Genomic DNA, 20,050 nt, shown 5'->3' on the forward strand with positions numbered 1-20,050 from the left:
GCCTGTGTGTGACGCACTGCGCGTTTTTCAGCCGGAGGCTCAGCGCGGCGTGAAGCGATAACGCGTTACGGCTTCCCAGCGGTCTCCCGGCTGCAGCCAGCAATCGGGCTGAGGCCACTCAGTGTGATTAGGTGAATCCGGTAAAAATTCACTCTCCAGCGCGATGCCCTGAAAGGCAGTATAGCTCCCCTGTTCGCGGGCACGGGTGCCAGCCAGATAGTTACCGGAGTAGAACTGCAGCGCCGGTGCTGAGGTGGTCACGCTGAGCTGAAGTTTGCCATCCGCCGACCAGAGTTCCGCTGCGGGCTGACTGTCATCGCCTGCGCTGTTAAGCAGGAAGGCGTGGTCATAGCCCTTCACCGCCCGCTGATCCTCGTCTGCCAGGAAATCCTGCGCCACGACTTTGGCATGGCGGAAATCGAAGCTGCTGCCCGCCACGGCTTTCAGCGGCGCATTCGGAATGCCTTCGCTGTCGACCGGCAGATAGTGGTCAGCGTGCAGTTGTAAGCGATGCTGGCGGGCATCGCCATGATGCGCATCAAGGTTAAAGTAGGCGTGGTTAGTCAGGTTGACCGGGCAGGGCCGATCGCAGCGCGCCTCAAAATGGATGCTCAGGCAGTTCTGGTCATCCAGATGATAGCGCAGATCGGCAATCAGATTGCCGGGAAAGCCCTGATCGCCATCCGGCGAGTCGATGCGGTAGTGCACCTCGCTGTCGCTCTGGCTGACGATCTGCCAGCGGCGCTTGTCAAAGCCTTCCGGTCCGCCATGCAGCTGATGCGCCCCCTGGTTCGCCACCAGCTGGCGATTCAGTTTATTGAGTTTTGCCCCGGCGATACGGTTGGCGTAACGGCCCACCGTTGCGCCCAGATAGGCATCCTGATGCAGATAGTCAGAGGGCGTGGCGCAGCCGAGCAGCGCCTCACGTACCGTGCCATCCTGCATCGGCACGCGGGCGGAGAGCCAGGTCGCGCCCCAGTCCATAAAGGTCACCAGCATACCGCTGGCATTGCGCAGCACGGTGATACGCCACGGCTGACCGTCGGGCGCGTGAGAGTTGACGTCATTCAGCATGGGCCCGCTCCTTCAGAGGCTTTGCAGACGTAGAAGGTCTCTTTGATGCCGGTCGCGGCTTCATACTGCTCCGCCACGGCCGCCTTCACCTGCTCAACGCGATCCTGCGGCATCAGGGCGACGATACAGCCGCCGAAGCCGCCGCCGGTCATGCGCACGCCACCGTGCCCGCCGATCTGCGCCTTAACGATCTCCACCAGCGTATCGATTGGCGGCACGGTGATTTCAAAATCGTCACGCATTGAGGCGTGCGATTCGGCCATCAGCTCGCCCATGCGCGTCAGGTCGCCCCGGGTCAGCGCATCGGCCGCTTCCAGCGTACGGGCATTTTCGGTCAGAACGTGACGCACACGTTTTGCCACCTGCGGGTCGAGCTGCGATTCTGCCGCTTCGAACTCCGCCAGCTCCACGTCACGCAACGCTTTTTTATTGAAGAAACGCGCGCCCGCTTCGCACTGCTCACGGCGGGTGTTGTATTCGCTGCCGACCAGGGTACGACGGAAGTTGGAGTTGATGATCACCACCGCAACATCGTCGGGCATCGAAACCGGACGGGTGCCCAGCGTGCGGCAGTCAAGCAGCATCGCATGATCTTTCTGGCCCAGCGCCGAGATCAGCTGGTCCATGATGCCGCAGTTGCAGCCCACGAACTGGTTCTCCGCTTCCTGGCCATTAACCGCGATGGCCGCGCCATCCAGCGGCAGGTTATAGAGCTGCTGCACCACGGTGCCAACGGCCACTTCCAGCGAGGCGGAGGAGCTGAGACCCGCGCCCTGCGGCACGTTGCCGCTGATCACCATATCGATACCACCAAAATCGGCATGACGCTGCTGCAGATGCTTCACCACGCCGCGCACATAGTTGGCCCACATTGGCTCCTGTACGCTGACGATCGCCTCATCCAGCGAGAACGTGTCCTGCGCATTGTCATAGTCTGCGGCGATGACGCGGATCTGACGGTCGTCACGGCGCGCGCAGGCGATCACGGTCTGATAATCGATGGCGCACGGCAGCACAAAGCCATCATTGTAGTCGGTATGTTCGCCAATCAGGTTAACGCGGCCTGGCGCCTGAATAGTGTGCGTGGCGGCGTAACCGAAGGTGTCAGAGAAAAGCTGCTGCGTGATGGTTTTTAAGCTCATTGTTGTGCCTCACGGAAGTGAACGTCGCTGACAGAACGCAGACGTTCCGCCGCCTGTTCCGCCGTTAAATCGCGTTGGGTTTCGGCCAGCATCTCATAGCCAACCATGAATTTTCGTACCGTTGCTGAGCGCAGCAGGGGCGGATAGAAGTGCGCATGCAGCTGCCAGTGATCGTTGGCTTCGCCGTTGAACGGCGCGCCGTGCCAGCCCATGGAGTAGGGGAAGGAGCACTGGAACAGGTTGTCATAGCGGCTGGTCAGCTTCTTCATCGCCAGAGCCAGGTCCGTGCGCTGCGCCCCATTCAGGTCGGTCAGACGTCTGACGTGCGCTTTGGGCAGCAGCAGCGTCTCAAACGGCCAGGCGGCCCACCACGGCACCACGGCCAGCCAGTGATCGGTTTCCACCACCGTCCGGCTGCCATCCTGCTGCTCGCGTGCGAGGTAATCGACCAGCATCGGTACGCCTTTTTTAGCGAAGTAGTCGCGCTGGTGGTCATCTTCGCGCTGCGCTTCGTTCGGCAGGAAGCTGTTGGCCCAGACCTGACCGTGCGGATGCGGGTTAGAGCAGCCCATCGCCGCGCCTTTGTTCTCGAAAACCTGCACCCAGGGGTAGTGCTGACCCAGATCGGCGGTCTGCGCCTGCCAGGTGCGCACGACCTCTTCCAGCGCGCTCAGTGACATCTCCGGCAGGGTTTTGCTGTGATCGGGTGAGAAGCAGATGACCCGGCTGGTGCCGCGGGCGCTTTCACAACGCATCAGCAGATCATCGCTCTCTGGCGCGTCGGGCGTGTCAGTCATCAGCGCCGCAAAGTCATTGGTGAAGACGTAGGTGCCGGGATAGTCCGGGTTTTTGTCGCCGGTAATGCGGGTGTTGCCGGCACACAGGAAGCAGTCGGGATCGTGGCTCGGCAATGTATTCACCGCCGGAGTTTCCTGTGCGCCCTGCCACGGACGTTTGGCCCGATGAGGTGAAACTAAAATCCATTGATCAATCAGTGGATTGTAACGGCGATGCGGATGATCGACCGGGTTAAATTTGTCCATGTGAGATCCTGGTAAGCGTCAAAAGCCAGAAAGGCATCTGTAAAAAATAACATATCAGCGCGACTGAAAGCGTGATCAAGTCTGGATAAATGGTATCGTTTACACAAGCTGACTAATCTTATTTTATGGCATTGCGTGAGGTAAAAGCAGAGTAAAAGAGAGCCGGTATGGTAACGCTTACATTCGGAGGCGACAGAACGCCGCCGCTGCGGCGTCTGCGCGGCAGGGCGCTAGCGCAGCGTCTCCTGCCGGTAGTGATAGCCCGTTTCGTACGGGACAAAGCTCAGGCGATGGGTAATGCAGCCGGGCGCATCTTCGGCATGATGGGAAACAAACAGCAGTTGGGTATGTCCCTCACCGATCAGCACATCGACAAAACGTCGCACCAGCTGGCGGTTAATCGGGTCCAGCCCCTGCAGCGGCTCATCCAGAATCAGCAGCGTCGGATGTTTCACCAGGGCGCGCGCAATCAGCACCAGCCGCTGCTGGCCCCATGACAGAGAATGGAAGGGCGCATCGCCCAGCCGGTCATCCATTCCCAGCAGCGTCAGCCACTGCCGCGCCAGTGCCTTCTGCCGGTCAGAGGCGGCCTGATAGAGGCCGATCGAGTCAAAAAAGCCTGACAGAATCACGGTCCGCACGTTGGTGCTGACGCGATAATCAAGATGCAGGCTGCTGCTGACATAGCCAATATGCTGCTTGATCTCCCAGATGGTTTCGCCACTGCCGCGACGGCGGCCAAACAGCGTGAGATCGTTGCTGTAGCCCTGCGGATGATCGCCGGTGATCAGGCTTAACAGGGTCGATTTCCCGGCACCGTTCGGGCCGACAATCTGCCAGTGTTCACCTGCGCTGACCTGCCAGTTCAGCCCCTTAATGACCGGTGTATCGTGATAGGAGACGGTGCCGTCGCGCAGGATCACGCGCGGCGCGTCATCTGCCAGACGGGGAAGCTGGTCCGGCGCGTCCGCCTCCGGCAACGCCATCCCCATCAGCTGTTCACTGTGCGCCAGTTGTGCCACCAGCGCCTCGGTGAGAATGGCCCGGCGCGGCCCGCTGTGGGTCAGCGTACACTCTGCCAGCACGCCCACCTGCTGAATGAAATCGGGAATGTCATCAAAGCGATTGAGCACCAGCACCAGGGTAAAGTCCGGCTGTTGCAGGCTGCGCAGCGTGTCGGCCAGGCTGGTGCGCGACGCCACATCCAGACCGTCGAACGGCTCATCGAGGATCAGCAGATCGGGCTGCTTCATCAGCGCCTGACAGAGCAGGGTCTTGCGGGTTTCGCCGGTTGAGAGGTACTTAAAGCGACGCGATAACAGCGGCACGATGCCAAACTGGCGCGCGAGCTGTTCGCACCAGCCAGGGTCGCTGACCTCCGCCTGGATCACCTCTGCCACCGTCAGCCCGGTATCCTCTTCTCCTTCGCTGAGCATATCGGTGTTATTGCGCTGCCACTCCTGCGCCACCAGCGTCTGCAACTGCTCCAGCGACAGCCGGACCGGCCGGCTGAACGTGCTGCGGACCGAACCGCTCAGCGGCGGAAGTTCACCGGAGAGCGCGCGCGCCAGTGAGGATTTGCCGCTGCCGTTGGCACCAACAAACGCCCAGCTCTCTCCGCGCTGCAGGTTCAGCGTATCCAGACGCAGAACCCGGGTATCACTCAGACGAAACGTGCCTTGCGAAATGTGCAATGAAGCCATGATCTGTTCCATTTTTTGCATCGTATGAGTGAGTTGTAACCATTGCCCGTGGTGAAGTCAAATCAGGCGCTAGAGCAGGCTGGCGACGATGGCCTCCTCCGCATTGAAACTGGCGAACACGGCATCGCCAGGCTGTAGCGCAAGCTGATGAAGCCGATCGTTGCTCAGGGTCGCGCACAGGGTTTCGCCGCTGGCGAGCTGCATCAGCAGTTCACTTCTCTGCTCACCGGGCTCAATGGCCGTCAGGGTGGCCGCCAGATGATTGTCCTGCTCAGTCGTGTCGCGACTGACGCGGATCCACGGCGCCTTGATCAGCACCAGCACCTCTTTACCGGCGGCCAGTTGCAGGCGATCGGCGCTGCGCTGGGTCAGCGCCACGCTGAGCCGGGTGACGCCATCGGCCAGCTGAATAATCAGATGCTGCACCACCTGGCGGGCATCGTTGCTGATCACGGTGCCAAAGAGCTGATTGCGGGCGCTGGTCTGCAGCGAGAAACGGGCGATGGCGGCCAGCAGACTGTCGAGCGGCAGCGTGTCCTGCTGCAGGGCATCAAAGGCTTTCTGCTGAATCTGCTCCATCAGCTGGAAAAGCTGAATCAGACGCTCTCCATAGCGGGTCAGGGTGGCACCGCCGCCGCCTTTACCGCCGGTGGCCCGCTCGACCAGGGTTTCATCCGCCATCTGGTTCATCTCATTGATCGCATCCCAGGCACTTTTGTAGCTGATGCCGGCCAGCTTCGCGCCCTGACTAATCGATCCGGTCTGCTGAATCTGTTTGAGCAGCGCAATACGTCGCGGATCGGCAAAAAGTTTCTGATGTAAACGGATGTGAAGGGACAGTTCGGCTTCCATGACAGCTCCGGCAAAGGGTAAAGGCAGAGGCCGATGATAGCGGCGTTTTGTGACCAAAGTAAAAGCACGAAAAGGGCTGCGCAAAATTTTACTGACCCGTTACAATCACTTCTTTGTTCGCAGAGTGAGACTCTCCATGCTGGAATTACTGAAAAGCCTCGCCGTGGCGATCCTGATGGTCCCTGTGGTGATGGCACTGATGCTGGGTATGATTTATGGCCTAGGTGAAGTGTTCAACATCTTCTCGAAAGTGGGGCACCGCGAAAAATCTTCCGCCCGTTCGCATAATTAATCTCTGTCACGCCCGCCGTCTGTGCGGGCGTGGTCGTTTCTTCCCCTCGCTTCTGCTCAATCTTCTCTCTCTTCTGCCGATAATTTCATGACGCTGCCCGAACCGGCGTTGTATCATCCGCTACACAACGAATAGCCGGAGAGCATCATGTCATTATCTTTTCATCGCTGGGGCCTTGCGGCGCTGGTGACCGTTTCGCTGGCCGGGCAGGCTGTGGCAGCCGATAACATTACCCTGTTTGCGGCGGCTTCCCTGACCAACGCCGTTCGGGACATTGCCAGCCGCTATCAGCAGGAAAAAGGGGTGAAAGTCGTCACCTCTTTCGCCTCCTCGTCAACGCTGGCGCGCCAGATTGAGCAGGGTGCGCCTGCCGATCTCTTTATCTCTGCCGATCAGCAGTGGATGGACGATGCGGTGGCGAAAAAAAGCGTGATTACCCGCAGTCGCTTTACCCTGCTGGGCAACGATCTGGTGCTGGTTGCCCCTCGCCGTGCCGCCGCCCGCGCGGTCACGCTGGACGCACAGACCGACTGGAAAACCCTGCTGCACGGCGAACGTCTGGCGGTCGGCGATCCGGACCACGTTCCGGCGGGGATCTATGCGAAAGAGGCGCTGCAGACGCTGGGGGCCTGGCCGGTGGTGGCACCCCTGTTAGCGCCTGCAAACAATGTGCGGGCGGCGCTGGCGCTGGTTGAGCGTAACGAAACGCCCTACGGCATCGTCTACGGCTCCGACTCGATCGCCAGTGATAAGGTGGCGGTGGTGGGGCGTTTTCCGGCCTCCAGCCACAAGCCCGTGGAATATCCGCTGGCGATTGTGAACGATCGCGACACGGCCAGCGTAAAAGCGTTTTATGATTACCTGAAAGGGCCGCAGGCCGCGGCGATCTTCAAACATTACGGATTTACACCGACGAAATGATACTCAGCGATCCCGAATGGCAGGCGGTAGTGCTTAGCCTTAAAGTCTCTGGCATAGCCGTGCTTGGCAGTCTGCCGTTTGGCATCCTGATGGCGTGGATTCTGGTGCGCTGCCGTTTTCCCGGCAAGGCGCTGCTCGACAGCCTGATCCACCTGCCGCTGGTGCTGCCGCCGGTGGTGGTGGGCTATCTGCTGCTGATTACCCTGGGCCGCCGCGGCATCATCGGAGAAAAGCTCTACGACTGGTTCGGGTTCAGCTTCGCGTTCAGCTGGCGCGGAGCCGCACTGGCGTCGGCCGTGATTGCGTTTCCGTTGATGGTGCGCGCCATCCGTCTGGCGCTGGAGGCGGTGGATAGCCGGCTGGAGCAGGCGGCACGCACGCTGGGCGCCGGCCGCTGGCGGGTCTTCCTGACCATCACGCTGCCGCTGACTCTGCCGGGCGTGATCGTCGGCACGGTGCTGGCTTTTGCCCGATCGCTGGGCGAGTTCGGCGCCACCATCACCTTTGTCTCGAATATTCCCGGCGAGACGCGCACGCTGCCGCTGGCGATGTATACCCTGATCGAAACGCCCGGCGCGGAAGGGGCGGCGGCGCGGCTCTGCGTTATCGCTATCGTGCTGGCGCTCGCCTCGCTGCTGGCGTCGGAATGGCTGGCACGGCAGAGCCGCAAGCGGATGGGGAACTGATGCTATCACTTAACTTTACTCAGCAGCAGGGCGAACACCAGCTGGCGGTAGACCTGCAGATCCCGGCCAGGGGGATCACCGCCATCTTTGGTGTCTCCGGCGCCGGGAAAACCTCGCTGATCAACGCCATCAGCGGCCTGACGCAGCCGCAGCACGGACGCATCCAGCTGAAAGATCGTCTGCTGTTCGACGCGGAGCAGCAGATCTCGCTGCCACCGGAGAAGCGGCGCATCGGCTATGTGTTCCAGGATGCGCGGCTGTTTCCGCACTATCGGGTGCGGGGCAACCTGCAATATGGCATGGCATCGGGGATGAAAGCGCAGTTCGATAATCTGGTGTCGCTGCTGGGCCTGGAGGCGCTGCTGGCTCGCTTTCCCCGGTCGCTGTCGGGCGGGGAAAAACAGCGGGTGGCGATTGGCCGTGCACTGCTGACCGCCCCGGATATGTTGCTGCTGGATGAGCCGCTGGCGTCGCTGGATCTGCCGCGTAAACGGGAACTGATGCCCTATCTGCAGAAGCTGGCGAAGCAGGTCGACATCCCCATGCTCTACGTTTCGCACAGCCTGGAGGAGATCCTGCAGCTGGCCGATAACGTGCTGGTGCTGGATGCGGGCAAAGTCAAAGCTTTTGGTCCGCTGGAGCGGGTCTGGAGCAGCAGCGCGATGCGGCCGTGGCTGCCGGTGAGCGAGCTGACCAGCGTGCTGCGGGTGCAGGTGCTGGAACAGCATCCCGACTATCCGATGACAGCACTGTCGCTGGGCGATCAGCACATCTGGGTCAGCCGGGTGAATCAGCCGGTCAAAACGCCGCTGCGTATCCGCATCGCATCAGCCGACGTTTCGCTGGCGCTGCAACCGCCGCAGCACAGCTCGATCCGTAACATCTTACCGGCGCAGGTGGTGGAGCTGCTGGAGGTCGGGGATCAGGTCGAGGTGAAGCTGCGCATCGGCATCAGTGAACTCTGGGCGCGCATCACGCCGTGGGCGCGTGATGAGCTGGGCATCCGGCCCGATCAGTGGCTGTATGCCCAGATAAAGAGCGTCTCGGTGACGCCCTGATTACAGCACGTACCGATAGAGGGTATCGGCAATACCGGGTTCCAGGTTGGTGCCTATCACCACTTTCGCCCGCGCCCGGATCGCCTCATCGGCATTGCCCATCGCTACGCCGAGCCCGGCCGTTTCCAGCATGCTGAGATCGTTATAGTTATCGCCGAACGCAATCACATCATCCATGGTAAGGCCCAGTGATTCGACCCACTGCGCCAGCCGTCTGCCTTTGCTGTTACCCCCCTTCGCGATATCCACCTGATCGTGCCAGGACCACTCACACGCCAGGCCCAGCTCCGCTTCAACCGTGCGGGCGAACTGCTGCAGTTCGGGGATGTTTTCGTGCGACAGGGCAAACTTCCAGATCGCACCGGCGTCACGCGCAGCCTGCGCCAGGTCGGGCACCTGACGGAACAGCGGGCGTTGGTGGGGCGGCAGAGATTCGGCCCATTTCAGGGTGCGCGTCACATGACCGGTCGGGGTCTGATAGAGCATCGCGTCATCCACATAGAGCAGCCCGTGAATCTGCTGACGATCCAGCATCTCAATCACCTGTAAGGCCCGCGCCGGTTCCAGCGGATCGGCGGCCAGCACCTTTTTCGCCTGGTAATCATACAGGTAGGTGCCATTACAGCAGATTGCGGGTGTATCCAGTTGTAATGCCTGATAAAAAGGGTGAATGGCGCAGTGATGGCGTCCGGTAACGATAGCGACATGCACGCCCGCCTGGCGTGCCTGGTGCAGGGCGTCAACAGACTGCGGCAGAATCGTTTTAGCTGGGGTCAGCAGCGTGCCGTCGAGGTCGAGGGCAATGACACGGTAGCGCATTTATCCTTCCATTTTTCCGGGTTTGCAGGGGGTAAAGTCTACACCTGACCACGGCCCGGAGACAAAAAACCGGACACAAATGATTTCAGCGTCGGGCAGTAAAACGCGCTACAGTGAGTCACAGATCATGAACAGGCAGCAAAAAAGGAGAATGCATGAAACAGGTTGTCTACACCGCCAGTCCCGAGAGCCAGCAGATTCACGTCTGGCAGATGAATGATGAGGGCGGGCTGACGTTGCTTCAGGTGACGGATGTCGCCGGCCAGGTTCAGCCGATGGTGGTGAGTCCAAAACGCGATTTTCTCTATGTCGGTGTGCGTCCCAATTTCCGCGTGCTGGCGTTTCGTATCGCCGCCGATGGCACGCTGACCGAGGCGGGCCAGGCGCCGCTGCCCGGCAGCCCGACCCACATCTCCACCGATCATCAGGGCCGGTTTCTGTTCTGCGGCTCTTACAATGATGCCTGCGTCAGCGTCAGCCCGATCGATGAAGAGGGCATTCCGCAGGCACCGCTGCAGGTTATTAACGGCCTTGACGGCTGTCACTCCGCCAATATCGATAACGACAACACGACGCTCTATGTTCCGGCACTGAAGCAGGATCGCATCTGCCTGTTTGCGCTGAATGAGGCGGGTCAGCTGACGCCGCGCCCGCAGGCGCAGGTGACGACGGTGGAAGGTGCCGGTCCGCGCCATATGCAGTTCCATCCGGGCGGCCACTACGCCTACTGCGTTAACGAACTCGACAGCACGGTTGAGGTCTGGGCATTAAATAACGGTGAAGGCGAAGCCGAAAGCGTGCAGACACTGGATATGATGCCGCCGGACTTTAACGGCACGCGCTGGGCCGCCGATATTCATCTGACGCCTGATGGCCGCTTCCTCTACGCCTGCGATCGCACCAGCAGCACGCTGGCGATCTTCAGCGTCAGCGAAGCGGGCGATGAGCTGACCCTGGAAGGATTCCAGCCGACCGAAACCCAGCCGCGCGGCTTTAATATCGATCACAGCGGACGTTTTCTGGTGGCCGCCGGGCAGAAATCTCATCACATCGAAGTCTATGCGATTAGCGAACCCAAAGGGCTGTTGCAGCCGCTGGGCCGTTATGCGGTAGGGCAGGGGCCGATGTGGGTGGTGATCCACGCACTGCAGGCGTAACCCGCCACGAAAGACGCCTCTCTTGGGCGGGAGAGGCGTACTGCACTACTGATAGTTCACGGTCAGCGAGGCACTTGCCAGCGCGTGGAAATGCACGTTAAAGCCGACCATCGCGCCGCTGGCGCCCTCATCTACCTCAATTGTCTCCACATCCAGCGCATGCACGGTGAAGATGTAGCGATGGGTTTCGCCCTGTGGCGGCGCGGCGCCACCGTAGCCCGCCTGACCGAAATCGGTACGGGTCTGGATCGCGCCTGCGGGCAGTGAGGCTTTGCCGGAACCGGCACCCTGCGGCAGTGACGTGGTGCTGGCCGGAATGTTTGCTACCACCCAGTGCCACCAGCCGGAGCCGGTCGGCGCGTCAGGATCGTAGCAGGTCACGACAAAACTTCGGGTGCCTTCGGGGGCCTCTTCCCAGGCCAGATGGGGAGAGATATTCTCGCCCTGATACCCCATGCCGTTGAAAACATGCTTTTCAGGCATCTTCTCGCCGTCATTAAAATCCTGACTCACAATGCGCATCACATCTCCTCGATTGTCGATGAATAGTCTTTCATCATAACCAAAAGCGCCACCCATGCCAGGGGGCCACCCGCCTCAGCCGCTAAAATGTTGCGGATGCGCCAGCGCGCCGCCAATCGCCTGCACCAGCTGACTCAGCGCCTGCGGCGTAATGATATAGGGCGGCATCAGGTAGATGAGCCGGCCAAACGGCCGGATCCAGACACCCTGCTCCACAAAGAACTGCTGCAGCGCCGCCATATTGACCGGCTGATGCGTCTCTACCACGCCAATCGCGCCCAGCACGCGCACATCCGCCACCTGCGGTGAGCTGCGCAGCGGCAGCAGTTCGGCCCGCAGCTGCTGTTCGATACCCGCCACCTGCTGCTGCCAGTGCCCCTCGGCCAGCATCGTCAGGCTCTCTGCCGCCACCGCGCAGGCCAGCGGATTGCCCATAAAGGTCGGGCCATGCATAAAGCACCCGGCTGCGCTGCGGCTGATGGTGTCGGCCACCTCGCGGGTGGCCAGGGTAGCGGAGAGCGTCATCATGCCGCCGGTCAGCGCTTTGCCAACACAGAGGATATCCGGCGTGATGCCCGCATGTTCACAGGCAAACAGTTTGCCGGTGCGGCCAAAACCGGTGGCGATCTCATCGGCAATCAGCAGCACGCCATAGCGGTCACACGCCTCACGCACCTGCTGCAGGTAGCGCGGATGATAGAGACGCATGCCGCCTGCGCCCTGCACGATCGGCTCCAGGATCACCGCCGCCAGCTGCCGGTGATGCGTTTCGATAAGCCGGGCGAAATTGTCGAAATCGGCCGGGTTCCACGCCTCATCAAAGCCGCAGGCCGGTGCCGCCGCAAAGTGATGTTCGGGCAGATAGCCGCGCCACAGACTGTGCATCGAGTTCTCAGGATCGCACACTGACATCGCGGCAAAGGTATCGCCGTGATAGCCGCGTTTCAGCGTCAGAAACTGCTGGCGGGTTTCGCCCCGTCCCAGCCAGTACTGCAGCGCCATCTTCATCGAGACTTCCACCGCCACCGAGCCGGAATCAGCCAGAAAGACGCACTCCAGCGGATCGGCCGTCATCGCCACCAGCTGACGACAGAGCGCCACCGCCGCCGGGTGGGTAATGCCGCCAAACATGACGTGCGACATCTGTGAAGCCTGCTCCGTCAGCGCCCGGTTCAGACGCGGATGGTTGTAGCCGTGGATCGCCGCCCACCACGAGGACATACCGTCCACCAGTTCGCGCCCATCGGCCAGCTGCAGCTGAAAACCGTGTGCAGCGACCACCGGATAGCAGGGCAGCGGATCCTGCATTGAGGTGTAAGGATGCCAGATATGCTGGCGGTCAAAACGGGCATCGTCTGCGGAAAAAACGGCGGTAGTCATCGGAGTTGTAAACCAAAATAAAAAAATATAGTTTACAAGTATAACCCTGCTTTTCGTCGGGATGACACCCTTTTCTGGAGTAAGTAATGGCTCAACGCTGGACAATTGCACAGGCGCAAGCCCTGTTTGATGCACCTTTTCTTGAACTGATGTTTAAAGCGCAGCAGGTGCATCGTGAGCACTTCGATCCGCGCCAGGTGCAGGTCAGTACCCTGTTGTCGATCAAAACCGGCGCCTGTCCGGAAGACTGCAAATATTGCCCGCAGAGCGCGCGCTACAAGACCGGCCTGGAGTCGGAACGTCTGATGGAGGTGGAGGAGGTCCTGGCCTCTGCGCGTCAGGCGAAAGCCGCCGGGTCGACCCGCTTCTGCATGGGGGCGGCGTGGAAAAATCCTCACGAGCGCGACATGCCCTATCTGGAAAAGATGGTGGAAGGCGTTAAAGCGATGGGGATGGAAACCTGTATGACGCTGGGCACGCTCAGCGAGCAGCAGGCGCAGCGCCTGGCGGGCGCGGGTCTGGATTTTTACAACCATAATCTCGACACCTCGCCGGAGTTCTATGGCTCCATCATCACCACCCGCAGCTATCAGGAGCGTCTGGATACGCTGGGCAAAGTGCGCGACGCCGGGATTAAGGTCTGTTCAGGCGGCATTGTCGGCCTGGGCGAAACCGTAAACGACCGCGCCGGGCTGCTGGTGCAGTTAGCCAATCTGCCGACGCCGCCGGAGAGCGTGCCGATCAACATGCTGGTCAAGGTCAAAGGCACGCCGCTGGCCGATAACGAGGATGTGGAGCCGTTCGATTTTATCCGCACTATTGCGGTGGCGCGCATCATGATGCCGACCTCGCACGTCCGTCTGTCGGCGGGCCGTGAGCAGATGAGCGAGCAGACCCAGGCGATGTGCTTTATGGCCGGGGCCAACTCGATTTTCTACGGCTGCAAACTGCTGACCACGCCGAACCCGGAAGAGGATAAAGACCGCGTGCTGTTCCGCAAGCTGGGGCTTAACCCGGAACATACGCACACCCATCATGGCGATCAGCAGCAGGCGCAGGCACTCAGCGAGCAGCTTTTCCATGCCGACACTGAACAGTTCTACAACGCGGCGCTGTAATGAGCTGGCAGCAACGACTCCGGCAGGCGCTGGAGCAGCGCCGTGCGGCCGACGGCTGGCGGCAGCGTCGGATCATTGATCAGCAGTCTACCCGCACGCTGCGGAGCGGTGGCCGCGACTATCTCCACTTCTCCAGCAATGACTACCTCGGTTTAACCCGGCATCCGGCGGTGATCGCCGCCTGGCAGCAGGGCGCGGCGCTGGCGGGCGCGGGCGCGGGCGCCTCGGGGCATGTCACCGGTTATCACCGCCAGCACGCCGATCTGGAGGCGGAGCTGGCGGCGTGGCTCGGCTATGACCGGGCGCTGCTGTTCATCTCCGGTTTTGCGGCAAATCAGGCGGTAATCCATCTGCTGGGGGAGAAGGACGACCGTATTCTGGCGGACAGGCTCAGCCACGCCTCGCTGCTCGACGCCGCCAGCCACAGCCCGGCTCAGCTGCGACGTTTCACTCATAACGCGCCGGAGAGCCTGGCGGCCCGACTCGCCGCCCCCTGCGCCGGGGAAACGCTGGTGGTGACGGAAGGCATCTTCAGCATGGATGGCGACAGCGCGCCGCTGGCCGCCCTGGCGCAACAGACGCAGCAGGCCAGAGGCTGGCTGCTGGTGGATGATGCGCATGGCATCGGCGTGGTGGGCGAGCAGGGGCGCGGCAGCTGCTGGCAGCAGGGCGTTAAACCGGAACTGCTGGTGATCACCTTTGGCAAAGCGTTTGGCGTCAGCGGGGCCGCGCTGCTCTGCGATGGTGACACCGCCGACTACTTTTTACAGTTCAGCCGCCATCTCATCTACTCAACGGCGATGCCCGCAGCCCAGGCGGTCGCGTTGCAGGCGGCGCTGCGCGAAATTCAGCATGGCGAGGCGCTGCGCCAGCAGTTACAGCAGAACATTGCACATTTCCGGCGCGGGGCGGCGTCGCTGCCGTGGCAACTGATGGCGTCAGCCAGTGCGATTCAGCCACTGCTGGTAGGGGAAAACAGCGAGGCGCTGGCGCTCTCACAGCGGCTGGCGGAGGCGGGCTGCTGGGTCAGTGCGATCCGGCCGCCTACCGTGCCGCCGGGCACCGCGCGGCTTCGCATCACCCTGACGGCGGCGCATCGCCCGGACGATATCGATCGTTTACTGGAGGCACTGCATGACGCTGCGGGTTGATAAACAGGCGGTGGCGCGCGCCTTTGGCCGGGCGGCAGGAGGATACGATGCTCACGCCGCGCTGCAGCGTCTCAGCGGAGATGCGCTGCTGGCACGTGCGCCCGCGCAGAGCGGCCTGCAGCTGCTGGATGCCGGCTGCGGCACCGGCTGGTATAGCCGGCTGTGGCGTGAACGCGGCAAACAGGTGACGGCGCTGGATCTCTCTGTACAGATGCTGCAACAGGCACGGGATAACGATGCCGCGCAGCACTATCTGGTCGGGGACATCGACGCGCTGCCGCTGGCGGATAACTCGACGGACCTGGTGTGGAGCAATCTGGCGGTGCAGTGGAGTGACGATCTGCCCGGCGCACTGCGCCAGTTCCGGCGGGTACTCCGGCCCGGCGGCACGCTGCTGTTCTCCACCCTGGGCGATGGTTCGCTGCAGGAGGTGCATGAGGCCTGGTCACATCTGGATGCCATGCCGCATGCCAACCGCTTTCTCAGCGAGTCGCAGATTGCCGCGGCCTGTCATGCTCAGCAACTCGGCTGTTCCTCGGAGCGGGTGACGCTGCACTTTCCCGACGCGCTCAGCGCGATGCGCTCCCTGAAGGGGATCGGGGCAACCCATCTGCATCAGGGGCGCGACGGACAGATCCTGACCCGGCAACGGCTCAGCCAGCTGGAGGCGCACTGGCCGCGCGATCGGCACGGCTATCGTCTGAGTTACCATTTAATCTATGGAGTAAGTGCATCATGAAACGCCTGTTTATCACCGGGACTGACACCGAAGTCGGCAAAACGGTCGCCAGCGGCGCGTTGCTGCAGGCCGCCGCCGCCGCAGGCTACCGCTGTGCGGGCTATAAGCCGGTGGCCTCGGGCTGTGAGCTGACGCCGGAAGGGATCCGCAACAGCGATGCGCTGGCGCTGCAGCGCTACAGCAACGTGCCGCTGACCTATCAGCAGGTCAATCCTCTGGCGTTTATGGAGCCGACCTCGCCGCACATCGTCAGCGCCGAAGAGGGCAGGCCGATCACCCATCTGGCTCTCTCGGCGGGGCTGGCGGCGCTGGAGCCGCTGGCGGACTGGATTCTGGTGGAGGGCGCGGGCGGCTGGTACACCCCGCTGTCCGAAACGCACACCTATGCCGACTGGGTGGTCAGCGAACGGCTGCCGGTCATCCTGGTGGTGGGGATTAAGCTGGGCTGCATCAACCACGCCCTGCTGACCGCAGAGGCGATACAGGCGTGCGGCCTGCCGCTGGTGGGCTGGATCGCCAACACCGTCGAGCCACCGGGCAGGCGCTATGCGGAGTATCTCACCAGCCTGAAAAACCGTCTGCCTGCACCCTGCCTGGGCACACTTCCCTGGTTTACCGAGGCGGCGCAGCAGGCTGACTGTGGTCACTATCTGACGCTGCCGGAATAAGCGCCGGGCCAGGGCTTCATCGTCATCCTTTCCGCGTAGCACAGCCTGTATGTCAGGCTGTGCTGCGCGGTCCGGCTCCCGCCCGTCAGGCCACGGTCAGCCACTTATCGACAGTGTAATCGTCGAGCTGCGCCATGCTGCCCTGCGCCACATTGCGGCCACGGTGCAGCAGCAGAAAATAGTCGGCTACCCGCCGGATCAGCGACAGACGCTGTTCCAGTAGCAGGATGGTCAGCCCGTAATCGAGGTTAAGCCGACGGATCAGGTTACCCATCTCCTCTTCCAGCCACGGCGACATGCCGTCGGTCGGCTCATCCAGAATCAGCAGCTTGGGTTGCAGCACCAGCGCGCGCGCCAGGGCCAGCTGCTGCTGCTGATCGATGGGCAGATCGCCGCTGCGCTGCTGACGCAGTGAGTAGAGCGCCGGAAAGAGATCGAAGACCATTTCGGGTATGGCGCGGTGGCGATCCTGCTGGCTGGCACCGGCCAGCAGCGCAATCAGCAGGTTATCTTCCACGCTCATCTGGGTAAAAATATGACGCCCCTGCGGAACATAACCAATGCCCATCTGCGCCCGCTGTTCAGCCGGTTGCAGCAGCAGATCTTCCGGCGGCGAACCATCCTCTTTCCAGGAGATGGAGCCGCTGTTAATCGGCAGTCTGCCCATGATGCAGTTCACCAGCGTGGTTTTACCCATGCCGGGCCGGCCAAGAATGCCGGTGCAGGTGCCAGGCGACAGATCCAGGTCCACATCCCACAGAATATGGTTCTGACCGTAAAATTGATTGACCGAACGTAAACTCAGCATCTGACACTCTCCTTCCCGATCATTAGCCTGATTGCTTCCGCTCTCTGTCGTCTGGCAACCCAGTCATCAGCAACGGTGGTCTCGCCATTGCCACTCAGTGCGCACAACATCCGGTGACGCGATGGAGTGCTGCAATTACCAGGCCAGGTCTGAAAATGGCCCTGTTTTGTGGCTGCGCTGGCCTGCCTGCGGGAGAAAATATGAGAAAAACTTATCAATTCCCCACGGCAATCACGCGCCTGCACTTTTGCAGTGCTGCGAAGCACTGTTTCTGGTGCAGACGGGCGGTAAAGAAGCAGGACATCTGATTAAGAATCTTAGTGGATCGGCGAAATTTTGCGTGACGGGCCGCGCGACAGCGTAAAATTGCAGAATTATCCGTCACTGCCTGGTGCGAAATTTAACGCAAAAAAAATTATTTTCGGGGTGACGGGAGGAGAGGGAAAAATTATACACAGCTGATGGCGGCGGGGCTGCCATCACTTATCCACCATTCCTGTGGATAACCTTGTGCATTAGGTCATGAAAACCAGTTGGAAGCGAGGAAATACGGGGCCTGGTAACATAATGACGAGAATCTGGCCTTATAAGCTTAATCTAATAAAATCAGTTGCTTATCAAAAAACAAGCCTGCGAATTTTCTGTCAGTTAACCGAACTGTAATTTTGTGACGCTCTATTGACAAATGTTAAATCTGATCCTCGCCTGGGGATAACATTGCGCAACACCCTTTACGCCGGTTCAGGTTGGGTATCGAAGCGGCAGAAATTGTGCCTCTCGCCTCTACACTGCATTATTACTGTTTTTATATCCAGTATTTTTTTCTGGCAAAATCACCATAGCAGAGTAAAATAAGTGCCTGCCCGCCGACTTCTCCAGCAGGAACTGCATTCATGAGTAAAGCCTTTAAATTGAATTCCGCCTTTAAACCTTCGGGCGATCAGCCCGAGGCGATCCGTCGCCTGGAAGAGGGGCTGGAGGATGGACTGGCCCATCAGACCCTGTTGGGGGTGACCGGCTCCGGTAAGACCTTCACCGTCGCCAACGTGATTGCCGATCTTAACCGGCCGACGATGGTGCTGGCGCCTAACAAGACACTGGCGGCCCAGCTCTATGGCGAGATGAAAGAGTTTTTCCCGGAAAATGCCGTGGAGTTTTTCGTTTCCTACTACGACTACTATCAGCCGGAAGCCTACGTGCCCAGCTCCGACACCTTCATCGAAAAAGATGCGTCGGTGAACGAGCACATCGAACAGATGCGTCTCTCGGCGACCAAGGCGCTGCTGGAGCGGCGCGATGTCATCGTAGTAGCCTCGGTTTCAGCGATTTATGGTCTGGGCGATCCCGATCTCTATCTGAAAATGATGCTGCACCTGACCCGCGGCATGATCATCGACCAGCGCAGCATCCTGCGTCGCCTCTCCGAGCTGCAGTACACCCGCAACGACCAGGCGTTCCAGCGCGGCACCTTCCGGGTGCGGGGCGAAGTGATCGACATCTTCCCGGCGGAATCGGACGATATCGCCCTGCGGGTTGAGCTGTTCGACGAGGAGGTGGAGCGGCTGTCGCTGTTTGATCCGCTGACCGGCCAGGTCGATTCGGTGGTTCCCCGCTTCACGATCTACCCCAAGACGCACTACGTGACGCCGCGCGAACGTATCCTGCAGGCGATGGAGGAGATCAAAGTGGAACTGGCGGATCGTCGCCGGGTGCTGCTGGAGAACAACAAACTGCTGGAAGAGCAGCGGATTACGCAGCGAACCCAGTTTGACCTGGAGATGATGAGCGAGCTGGGTTACTGCTCAGGCATCGAAAACTATTCGCGCTACCTGTCCGCGCGCGGGCCGGGCGAAGCGCCCCCGACGCTGTTTGACTACCTGCCTGCCGATGGCCTGCTGGTGGTGGATGAGTCCCACGTCACCATCCCGCAGATTGGCGGCATGTACAAAGGCGACCGGGCGCGTAAAGAGACGCTGGTGGAGTATGGTTTCCGCCTGCCGTCGGCGCTGGATAACCGTCCGATGAAGTTTGAAGAGTTTGAGGCGCTGGCCCCGCAGACCATCTATGTTTCGGCGACGCCCGGCAAATATGAGCTGGAGAAGTCGGGTAACGAGGTGGTGGATCAGGTAGTGCGTCCGACCGGCCTGCTGGATCCGATCATCGAAGTGCGCCCGGTAGGCACGCAGGTTGACGATCTGCTGTCGGAGATCCGCCAGCGTGTGGCGATCAACGAGCGTATTCTGGTGACGGTGCTGACCAAGCGCATGGCGGAAGATCTCACCGAGTATCTGACCGAGCACGGCGAGAAAGTGCGCTATCTGCACTCCGATATCGACACCGTCGAGCGTATGGAGATTATCCGCGACCTTCGCCTGGGAGAGTTTGATGTGCTGGTGGGCATCAACTTACTGCGTGAGGGGCTGGATATGCCGGAAGTGTCGCTGGTGGCGATTCTGGACGCGGACAAAGAGGGCTTCCTGCGCTCTGAGCGCTCGCTGATCCAGACCATTGGTCGTGCGGCGCGTAACATCAACGGTAAGGCGATTCTCTACGGTGATAAAATTACGCCGTCGATGGCGCGTGCGATTGAAGAAACCGAACGCCGCCGTGAGAAACAGCAGCTGCACAATGAGAAGCATGGTATCGTTCCGCAGGGCCTGAACAAGAAGATCACCGATATTCTGGAACTCGGCAACAACGTAGTGAAAACCCGGGGTAAAGCGAAGCCGGCCCGTCCTGGCGAAGCACAGGCCCAGGCCGATCTGCTGACGTTAACGCCGCAGGCGTTGCAGAAGAAGATCCACGAACTGGAAGGGCAGATGCAGCAGCATGCGCAGAACCTGGAGTTCGAGCAGGCGGCCAGCGTGCGCGATCAACTGCATGAGCTGCGCACGCTGTTTATTGCGGCCTCGTAGTG

General features: G+C 60.8%; 19 protein-coding genes. 10 read left to right on the forward strand and 9 right to left on the reverse strand.

Features of this window, described 5'->3' with window-relative positions; translation table 11 throughout:
- Positions 1-39: 39 nt before the first annotated feature.
- From galM to modE, 5 genes are all read right to left on the reverse strand, one after another.
- The gene (gene galM, locus ACR6AS_RS02030; RefSeq protein ID WP_434160962.1) at positions 40-1,074 is read right to left on the reverse strand and encodes a galactose-1-epimerase; all 1,035 of its coding nucleotides are present in this window, start codon (positions 1,072-1,074) and stop codon (positions 40-42) included.
- A complete protein-coding gene (gene galK, locus ACR6AS_RS02035) occupies positions 1,068-2,216 on the reverse strand; it encodes a galactokinase (RefSeq protein ID WP_367396175.1) in 1,149 nt (382 codons plus the stop codon). The genes galM and galK overlap by 7 nt, the downstream gene beginning before the upstream one ends.
- Entirely contained in the window at positions 2,213-3,259 is a 1,047-nt protein-coding gene (gene galT, locus ACR6AS_RS02040; RefSeq protein WP_418797195.1) for a galactose-1-phosphate uridylyltransferase, read from the reverse strand. Before galT ends, galK begins: the two co-directional genes overlap by 4 nt.
- Before the next feature lie 230 nt (positions 3,260-3,489).
- Entirely contained in the window at positions 3,490-4,962 is a 1,473-nt protein-coding gene (gene modF, locus ACR6AS_RS02045) for a molybdate ABC transporter ATP-binding protein ModF (protein ID WP_434160965.1), read from the reverse strand.
- Between the two features lie 69 nt (positions 4,963-5,031).
- Entirely contained in the window at positions 5,032-5,814 is a 783-nt protein-coding gene (modE, locus tag ACR6AS_RS02050; protein WP_111141959.1) for a molybdenum-dependent transcriptional regulator, read from the reverse strand.
- 136 nt (positions 5,815-5,950) lie between these two features.
- On the opposite strand from modE, the gene ACR6AS_RS02055 reads away from it, so the two are divergent.
- The 4 genes from ACR6AS_RS02055 to modC all read left to right on the forward strand — a co-directional run bounded on the left by ACR6AS_RS02055 (position 5,951) and on the right by modC (position 8,771).
- Positions 5,951-6,106: an AcrZ family multidrug efflux pump-associated protein gene (locus ACR6AS_RS02055; protein WP_098051177.1), complete on the forward strand. Its 156-nt coding sequence runs from the start codon at positions 5,951-5,953 to the stop codon at positions 6,104-6,106.
- A 147-nt stretch (positions 6,107-6,253) separates the two neighbouring features.
- Positions 6,254-7,027 (forward strand): molybdate ABC transporter substrate-binding protein, encoded by a 774-nt coding sequence (modA, locus tag ACR6AS_RS02060; RefSeq protein WP_434160967.1) that lies wholly within the window; start codon positions 6,254-6,256, stop codon positions 7,025-7,027.
- Entirely contained in the window at positions 7,024-7,713 is a 690-nt protein-coding gene (modB, locus tag ACR6AS_RS02065; protein ID WP_293773750.1) for a molybdate ABC transporter permease subunit, read from the forward strand. The genes modA and modB overlap by 4 nt, the downstream gene beginning before the upstream one ends.
- Complete coding sequence (gene modC, locus ACR6AS_RS02070) at positions 7,713-8,771, forward strand: molybdenum ABC transporter ATP-binding protein ModC (RefSeq protein WP_418797198.1); 1,059 nt, start codon at positions 7,713-7,715, stop codon at positions 8,769-8,771. Before modB ends, modC begins: the two co-directional genes overlap by 1 nt.
- Here modC and ACR6AS_RS02075 read toward each other — a convergent pair whose 3' ends face one another.
- Complete coding sequence (locus tag ACR6AS_RS02075) at positions 8,772-9,590, reverse strand: pyridoxal phosphatase (RefSeq protein WP_434160969.1); 819 nt, start codon at positions 9,588-9,590, stop codon at positions 8,772-8,774.
- A 155-nt stretch (positions 9,591-9,745) separates the two neighbouring features.
- Here ACR6AS_RS02075 and pgl point away from each other — a divergent pair, with 155 nt between their 5' ends.
- Complete coding sequence (gene pgl / locus ACR6AS_RS02080) at positions 9,746-10,747, forward strand: 6-phosphogluconolactonase (RefSeq protein WP_434160970.1); 1,002 nt, start codon at positions 9,746-9,748, stop codon at positions 10,745-10,747.
- A 45-nt stretch (positions 10,748-10,792) separates the two neighbouring features.
- Here pgl and ACR6AS_RS02085 read toward each other — a convergent pair whose 3' ends face one another.
- Positions 10,793-11,269, reverse strand: a complete 477-nt coding sequence (locus ACR6AS_RS02085; protein ID WP_111139815.1) for a kinase inhibitor — start codon at positions 11,267-11,269, stop codon at positions 10,793-10,795.
- Positions 11,270-11,344: 75 nt separating this feature from the next.
- Positions 11,345-12,649 (reverse strand): adenosylmethionine--8-amino-7-oxononanoate transaminase, encoded by a 1,305-nt coding sequence (gene bioA / locus ACR6AS_RS02090; protein WP_293773758.1) that lies wholly within the window; start codon positions 12,647-12,649, stop codon positions 11,345-11,347.
- Between the two features lie 86 nt (positions 12,650-12,735).
- On the opposite strand from bioA, the gene bioB reads away from it, so the two are divergent.
- From bioB to bioD, 4 genes are read left to right on the forward strand one after another with little or no spacing between them, the layout of a single operon-like run.
- Positions 12,736-13,767, forward strand: coding sequence for a biotin synthase BioB (bioB, locus tag ACR6AS_RS02095; RefSeq protein WP_111139817.1), 1,032 nt, complete (start codon positions 12,736-12,738; stop codon positions 13,765-13,767).
- Positions 13,767-14,918 carry an 8-amino-7-oxononanoate synthase gene (gene bioF / locus ACR6AS_RS02100; RefSeq protein ID WP_434160972.1) on the forward strand — a complete coding sequence of 384 codons (1,152 nt, stop codon included), beginning with the start codon at positions 13,767-13,769 and terminating at the stop codon, positions 14,916-14,918. The genes bioB and bioF overlap by 1 nt, the downstream gene beginning before the upstream one ends.
- Entirely contained in the window at positions 14,902-15,657 is a 756-nt protein-coding gene (bioC, locus tag ACR6AS_RS02105) for a malonyl-ACP O-methyltransferase BioC (RefSeq protein WP_293773762.1), read from the forward strand. The genes bioF and bioC overlap by 17 nt, the downstream gene beginning before the upstream one ends.
- Entirely contained in the window at positions 15,654-16,325 is a 672-nt protein-coding gene (gene bioD, locus ACR6AS_RS02110; RefSeq protein ID WP_434160974.1) for a dethiobiotin synthase, read from the forward strand. The genes bioC and bioD overlap by 4 nt, the downstream gene beginning before the upstream one ends.
- Before the next feature lie 85 nt (positions 16,326-16,410).
- Here the strand turns inward: bioD and ACR6AS_RS02115 are convergent, their stop codons facing one another.
- Entirely contained in the window at positions 16,411-17,133 is a 723-nt protein-coding gene (locus tag ACR6AS_RS02115) for an ABC transporter ATP-binding protein (RefSeq protein WP_111139821.1), read from the reverse strand.
- Positions 17,134-18,026: 893 nt separating this feature from the next.
- Between ACR6AS_RS02115 and uvrB the strand changes: the two genes are divergently transcribed.
- Positions 18,027-20,048: an excinuclease ABC subunit UvrB gene (gene uvrB, locus ACR6AS_RS02120; protein ID WP_111139822.1), complete on the forward strand. Its 2,022-nt coding sequence runs from the start codon at positions 18,027-18,029 to the stop codon at positions 20,046-20,048.
- Positions 20,049-20,050: the final 2 nt, after the last annotated feature.

The sequence above is a fragment of the Pantoea phosphatilytica genome (assembly GCF_051025615.1).
GTDB lineage: Bacteria > Pseudomonadota > Gammaproteobacteria > Enterobacterales > Enterobacteriaceae > Pantoea.

What these genes read in the sequence shown, in the direction of transcription:
- modE (WP_111141959.1), bottom strand. Translation starts at nt 5,814, where the DNA reads ATGGAAGCCGAACTGTCCCTTCACATCCGTTTACATCAGAAACTTTTT.
- modB (WP_293773750.1), top strand. Translation starts at nt 7,024, where the DNA reads ATGATACTCAGCGATCCCGAATGGCAGGCGGTAGTGCTTAGCCTTAAA.
- bioB (WP_111139817.1), top strand. Translation starts at nt 12,736, where the DNA reads ATGGCTCAACGCTGGACAATTGCACAGGCGCAAGCCCTGTTTGATGCA.
- bioD (WP_434160974.1), top strand. Translation starts at nt 15,654, where the DNA reads ATGAAACGCCTGTTTATCACCGGGACTGACACCGAAGTCGGCAAAACG.
- modC (WP_418797198.1), top strand. Translation starts at nt 7,713, where the DNA reads ATGCTATCACTTAACTTTACTCAGCAGCAGGGCGAACACCAGCTGGCG.
- bioA (WP_293773758.1), bottom strand. Translation starts at nt 12,649, where the DNA reads ATGACTACCGCCGTTTTTTCCGCAGACGATGCCCGTTTTGACCGCCAG.
- galM (WP_434160962.1), bottom strand. Translation starts at nt 1,074, where the DNA reads ATGCTGAATGACGTCAACTCTCACGCGCCCGACGGTCAGCCGTGGCGT.
- galK (WP_367396175.1), bottom strand. Translation starts at nt 2,216, where the DNA reads ATGAGCTTAAAAACCATCACGCAGCAGCTTTTCTCTGACACCTTCGGT.
- bioF (WP_434160972.1), top strand. Translation starts at nt 13,767, where the DNA reads ATGAGCTGGCAGCAACGACTCCGGCAGGCGCTGGAGCAGCGCCGTGCG.
- galT (WP_418797195.1), bottom strand. Translation starts at nt 3,259, where the DNA reads ATGGACAAATTTAACCCGGTCGATCATCCGCATCGCCGTTACAATCCA.
- ACR6AS_RS02115 (WP_111139821.1), bottom strand. Translation starts at nt 17,133, where the DNA reads ATGCTGAGTTTACGTTCGGTCAATCAATTTTACGGTCAGAACCATATT.
- pgl (WP_434160970.1), top strand. Translation starts at nt 9,746, where the DNA reads ATGAAACAGGTTGTCTACACCGCCAGTCCCGAGAGCCAGCAGATTCAC.
- ACR6AS_RS02055 (WP_098051177.1), top strand. Translation starts at nt 5,951, where the DNA reads ATGCTGGAATTACTGAAAAGCCTCGCCGTGGCGATCCTGATGGTCCCT.
- ACR6AS_RS02085 (WP_111139815.1), bottom strand. Translation starts at nt 11,269, where the DNA reads ATGCGCATTGTGAGTCAGGATTTTAATGACGGCGAGAAGATGCCTGAA.
- ACR6AS_RS02075 (WP_434160969.1), bottom strand. Translation starts at nt 9,590, where the DNA reads ATGCGCTACCGTGTCATTGCCCTCGACCTCGACGGCACGCTGCTGACC.
- modF (WP_434160965.1), bottom strand. Translation starts at nt 4,962, where the DNA reads ATGGCTTCATTGCACATTTCGCAAGGCACGTTTCGTCTGAGTGATACC.
- uvrB (WP_111139822.1), top strand. Translation starts at nt 18,027, where the DNA reads ATGAGTAAAGCCTTTAAATTGAATTCCGCCTTTAAACCTTCGGGCGAT.
- bioC (WP_293773762.1), top strand. Translation starts at nt 14,902, where the DNA reads ATGACGCTGCGGGTTGATAAACAGGCGGTGGCGCGCGCCTTTGGCCGG.
- modA (WP_434160967.1), top strand. Translation starts at nt 6,254, where the DNA reads ATGTCATTATCTTTTCATCGCTGGGGCCTTGCGGCGCTGGTGACCGTT.